The sequence below is a fragment of the Armatimonas sp. genome, assembly GCF_043760365.1.
Lineage (GTDB): Bacteria > Armatimonadota > Armatimonadia > Armatimonadales > Armatimonadaceae > Armatimonas.
On record NZ_JAYUPA010000569.1, the window covers coordinates 1 to 4,356 of the forward strand.

Sequence of the window (4,356 nt, forward strand, 5' to 3'; positions counted from 1 at the left end):
TGATCTCCCTCACGGGCCTCGGGTTGCTTTTTTATCTCAAGCGCATCCGCACCGTGGGTCTGATGGTGGTGGCAGGGGGTGCCCTCTTGCTGTTTGTGCTTGCCCGGCTCGCGCTGGGCTAGGCTCTCCGGCTCTGCTGGTTCTTCAGCGCAAACTCGGCTCGGGAGCGAAGCTTCGCATCAGAGTGCGGTGGTGAGTGGTGCCACCGCGAGCGTTTCTTCGTGAGACATAGCCCATTGCGCGCGGCTTACGGAAATCAGGAAAGAACCTCTTTGTTCTTCCCTGAACTATCGTGAGCTAGTGTCGTCTCTTGCGCACAGCAAGCACAGCCACACTCCCCAGAGCGAGCAATGCCAGCGTCCCTGGCTCCGGGGCTGAGGAAGATGCCGTAATACGCAGGGTATCTACTCCGATATAGTCCGAGTTCGCTCCGCTTGGGCCGCCACTGGTGACAAAGTAGCGGAAGGCCAGCCGCCCGGTGGTCGGCCCTGCGAGGCCCGTGAAGGCAGCGGCGAAGTTTGTCCAGTCGTTGGGGTAGCCCGCAAGCGTCAGAGTCGGGTTAACCGTTACCATGAGAGTCGTAAAGTCTCCGACACTGGTATCGGTGGCTCCAACATTGGTCGTATTGAGCGGGTTGAAGCGCACTTGCAGCCGATCCGCGAAACTGGGGGTAGTTACTGTTCTGGTGAAGAAAGAGAGAGAGTCGCCATTGCTCACCGTAAACGAGGGAGTGATCATCCAAAGACTGATCGTATTGTTCCCTGTGGTTGCGTTGAAGTTTGCTGCTGCATAGGCATTGGTTGCTCCCTGATGTGCATTAAAGACGCCAGGGTTTCCCTGAAACCAGGTGGGGTTTGTGCCCTGAGTGGTACTGTTGTTGGTGTTGATCCAGCCCGCAGGAAGCACCGTGTTGAAGTCCTCACTGAGGATCTGGGCTTGCGTGGCTTTCGGAAGCGCGGCAAGAGAGAGTAGCCCGAGGGCGAGTAGTGACGAGTAGCGAGACAGTTGCATGTTGTTTTCCTTGGAACACAAGTCTATGTGTTATTTTTTGTTTTGATATAGCCCTGATATTAATAACAGTATTTATATCCTCTGTCAAGGACGCAGACTGAGTTCTTTCTCCTGAAGTATTAAGACCCGATGCATCCCGCGCAGGGCGCTCTCGCGGTGAGTGACGAGCAAGACGGTGCGGCCCTCCATCAGGCGCTCCATCGCACTGAGAACTTCGGTTTCGGTGGTGGCGTCAAGCGCACTCGTCGGCTCATCGAGTAGCAGGATCGGGGCATCGCGTAGGAAAGCACGGGCTAAACCGACGCGCTGGCGCTCGCCGCCGGAGAGGGCCGCGCCGCGCTCACCCACTTTGCTCTGGTAGCCATCGGGGAAGCGCCCTACGGCCTCATGGAGCTGGGCGGCTTTGGCGGCTGACTCTATTTCGGCAAGCGTCGCACCCGGCTTTCCCACGGCGATATTCTCGGCGAGCGTCCCCGGAAGCAGCACCGTTTCTTGAAAGACCACGGCAAGCTGGGTGCGTAGCTCGGTGAGCTTGAGATCCGTAATCTTGACGCCATCCAGATAGATCTCGCCCGCTGTGGGAGAGTAGAGGCGCATCAGGAGTGAGAGCAGCGTGGACTTGCCACTGCCCGTCTCCCCGACGATCCCGATGCGCTCGCCAGGTGCGACCGTGAAGCTCACGTTCTCCAGCACCGGGCGGCGCGGGTCGTAGCCAAAGGCGATATTCTCAAAGCGAAGCTCGCCGCGCACGGGCTGAGGGAGCGGCGTGGGGTTGGGGTGTGTCGGCACCTCGGCGGGCTCGGTCAGTAACGTGGTGGCGCGCTCCAGCCCGGCCATTTGATTCTGCAGGCTCGCCCACTTCTTGCCGAGTGTCTTGAGGGGGCTGTAGACCTGGTTGAGATAGTGCAGACCGAGTAGCACTTGCCCCACCGTGAGCGCCCCACGCTGCGCCGCCGCCACGCCGATGTAGAGCGCCGCCGCCGTTCCGAGCGCCGTCAGAGTCTGGATTCCCATTCCAAAGAGCCCGTCGAGCAGCGCGATCCGAAGGCGCACTTTGACTGCCTTCTCCGACGCCTCGGCGAAGCGCTGCGTTTGCGCGTCCTCGATTCCAAACGCCTTCACGCTGGTCAGTGCACCGAGTGTGGCTTGCACAATGCCGAGCGCCTCGCTCTCTTTTTGCTTGGCATCGCGCGACGCCGCTTTCAGGCCGGGTCGGGTGGCACGGGCGGCCAGCAAGAGGGGAGGGGCCAGCGCCGCGCCCACCCAGCCAAGGGCAGTGTCTAGGCGGAAAAGTGCGGTCAGCATGAGTGCCAGTGTCGTGATTGCGGTGAGAACGGGAAGCGCACCGTCCAATAAAAACCACTCAATAGACTGGGCATCGGATTGAATGCGATAGAGTGTGTCGGTTGTGCCCCGCTCGATATGCCGCGCCAGCGAGAGCCGCTGCGCCGCTGCAAAGAGCCGTGCCCGTAGATCGCGAATCAGCCGCTGTCCAAGCCCTGTAGAAAGCAGCGCACTGGCTAGCCCTTGTCCCTGTGCGAGTAGCGTGACAAGTAGGCTCGCCGCGCAGAGTGCCGGGAGCGCACTGCCCGAGAACGGCTCCAGCCAGCTCGGCATCGCACGTTTTTGTAGTAAGACATCCAGCGCTGTCTGAAGGGGAATCGGCGCGAGCACTGCCAGCCCTGCTCCAAGAAGCTCCAGAAGCAACAGAAGCAGAAGCTGCGGCCAGAAGCGACGTGCCAGCCGCAGAACTTCGGTCATAGTGGCATTATAACTCTCTTTGACCGTCCACGTTCGTGTGGGCGGATCAAACGTGGGGCAGCCTATGCCTTCTCAATAGCCGTCCGGTACTTGGAGAACGACTCGGGGAGTAGGCCCAGCTCCCTAGTGAGTTTCTCCAGCTCCTCAGGCAGAGCGTGCTCGTACTTGATCTCCAGAATGCGCCCCTCGGTGAGGGGGAAGCCTACTCCCTGGCTCCCATCAAACAGGGGAAACTGAAGGCTCTGTTGTGTGCTCGCCTGAACCTGATGGTCCAGCGTGAGGCGAACCTCTTCGCCGCCTAGCTCTCCCACAAAGGCATCCCGCGTATAGGTCACCAGGCGTGTCGGAGAGAGGCTTTGTTTGTGGATCGCTTTCTGAAACCAGGCAGGAAGGCTCTCGGGGAGCTGCTCCAGAGATAGAGCACTGCGGCGCTTGTGCACCTTGCCGGGCTCGGGCTTGGCCTTGAACTCCGCAAAGACGGTCTCCGTGGTGCTGTAGCGCCGTAGCCGCCACTTGCCTTGCACCTCGCGCCGGTAGGAGGCAAGGTCAGGGGTGTCGAGATAGAGACTTGCGACTTCGTAGCGCCCTCCGTAGGGATCAGGAGGGAGCAGCATCCGGACGGCGCTCAGGAGGGCGGCGGCGGCACTCTCGGGAACCAGGTACTTGCGCTCAAAACCCGCGCGAACTACCTCTCCATCCACATCCATCCTAAAACCCCCCACCAAAGTCTGGTGGCGGGAGGATCTTTATCAAGCCAGTACCCACCTCAGGGACATCCAGCTTACCGTCTTTGTTGCTATCCCAGCTCGCGCCCCACTGCACCATCGTGGCGGTGAAAGTTGCGACAGGGATACTCTCTTTGGCTTTGAGAGCGCTCCATATCTGTGGCCCGAGGAACTGTCCCGGCCCGAAACCACCGCCTAGCACCGCGCCCACCCCTGCCGTCAGCTCCTCCTGGGTCAGCTTGCCGTCTTTATTTTTATCGCAGAAGGCCGCGCCTTTTTTCCAGGCATCGTTGAAGGCAGTGAGCGTCGGCGCTTCGCCTGCGCCGGTGAGCTGCAAAAAGCTCGTCCCCAGCATCGCGGTTATATCGAAGCCACCAGGACCTCCTGGCCCGCCGCCACCGGGTCCGCCGCCTTGGGGAACCACGCCCTCTTCTTTACCCTCTAGCTGAGCGATCACCGAGGCGGAGCGCTGTGCAAAGAAGGCTTTGAGGTCATTGGTACCACCAAACCCGCCGCCTCTTCCCGGCCCCCCGCCGGGGCCACCAGGAAAGCCGCCGCCTGCGTCTTTGGGATCCAATGCCATGATGGGCTTGGCCGCCGAAGCAACCGAGTCATGCAGGGCATCTAGCTCCGTCATGATCTTGGCACCCTCACGACAAGACTTGTCGTACGCCGCTCGGAACGCGGGGATTGCCAGAAAACGATCCGTGAGCTTGCTCTCGCCGTTGTAGGGCTTCTTCACCGATAGGTGAATCGGGTCGCCGATAGGGAAGCCGCCAAACGCCATGTTTAAGTCCCACGGCAGGTAGACGAATTTATTGGTTTTAGGATTGAGCCACAGATAGAAGTTATGGCCCAT

4 protein-coding genes are annotated in these 4,356 nt (G+C 60.4%); all 4 read right to left on the minus strand.

Annotation, left to right across the window (positions count from 1 at the left end; genetic code table 11):
- Nucleotides 1–297 precede the first annotated feature (297 nt).
- Nucleotides 298–1,011, minus strand: a complete 714-nt coding sequence (locus ACH2EH_RS12970; RefSeq protein ID WP_395142299.1) for a choice-of-anchor J domain-containing protein — start codon at nucleotides 1,009–1,011, stop codon at nucleotides 298–300.
- A gap of 84 nt (nucleotides 1,012–1,095) precedes the next feature.
- The gene (locus ACH2EH_RS12975; protein ID WP_395142301.1) at nucleotides 1,096–2,772 is read right to left on the minus strand and encodes an ABC transporter ATP-binding protein; all 1,677 of its coding nucleotides are present in this window, start codon (nucleotides 2,770–2,772) and stop codon (nucleotides 1,096–1,098) included.
- Nucleotides 2,773–2,834: 62 nt separating this feature from the next.
- Nucleotides 2,835–3,479, minus strand: coding sequence for a polyphosphate polymerase domain-containing protein (locus ACH2EH_RS12980; RefSeq protein WP_395142303.1), 645 nt, complete (start codon nucleotides 3,477–3,479; stop codon nucleotides 2,835–2,837).
- Nucleotide 3,480: 1 nt separating this feature from the next.
- Nucleotides 3,481–4,356 (minus strand): CotH kinase family protein (locus ACH2EH_RS12985; RefSeq protein ID WP_395142305.1); only part of this gene is annotated, 876 nt, incomplete at its 5' end.

Bases quoted from the DNA above. Each gene is read 5' to 3' on its own strand.
- ACH2EH_RS12970 (WP_395142299.1), bottom strand. From the start codon at position 1,011: ATGCAACTGTCTCGCTACTCGTCACTACTCGCCCTCGGGCTACTCTCT.
- ACH2EH_RS12975 (WP_395142301.1), bottom strand. From the start codon at position 2,772: ATGACCGAAGTTCTGCGGCTGGCACGTCGCTTCTGGCCGCAGCTTCTG.
- ACH2EH_RS12980 (WP_395142303.1), bottom strand. From the start codon at position 3,479: ATGGATGTGGATGGAGAGGTAGTTCGCGCGGGTTTTGAGCGCAAGTAC.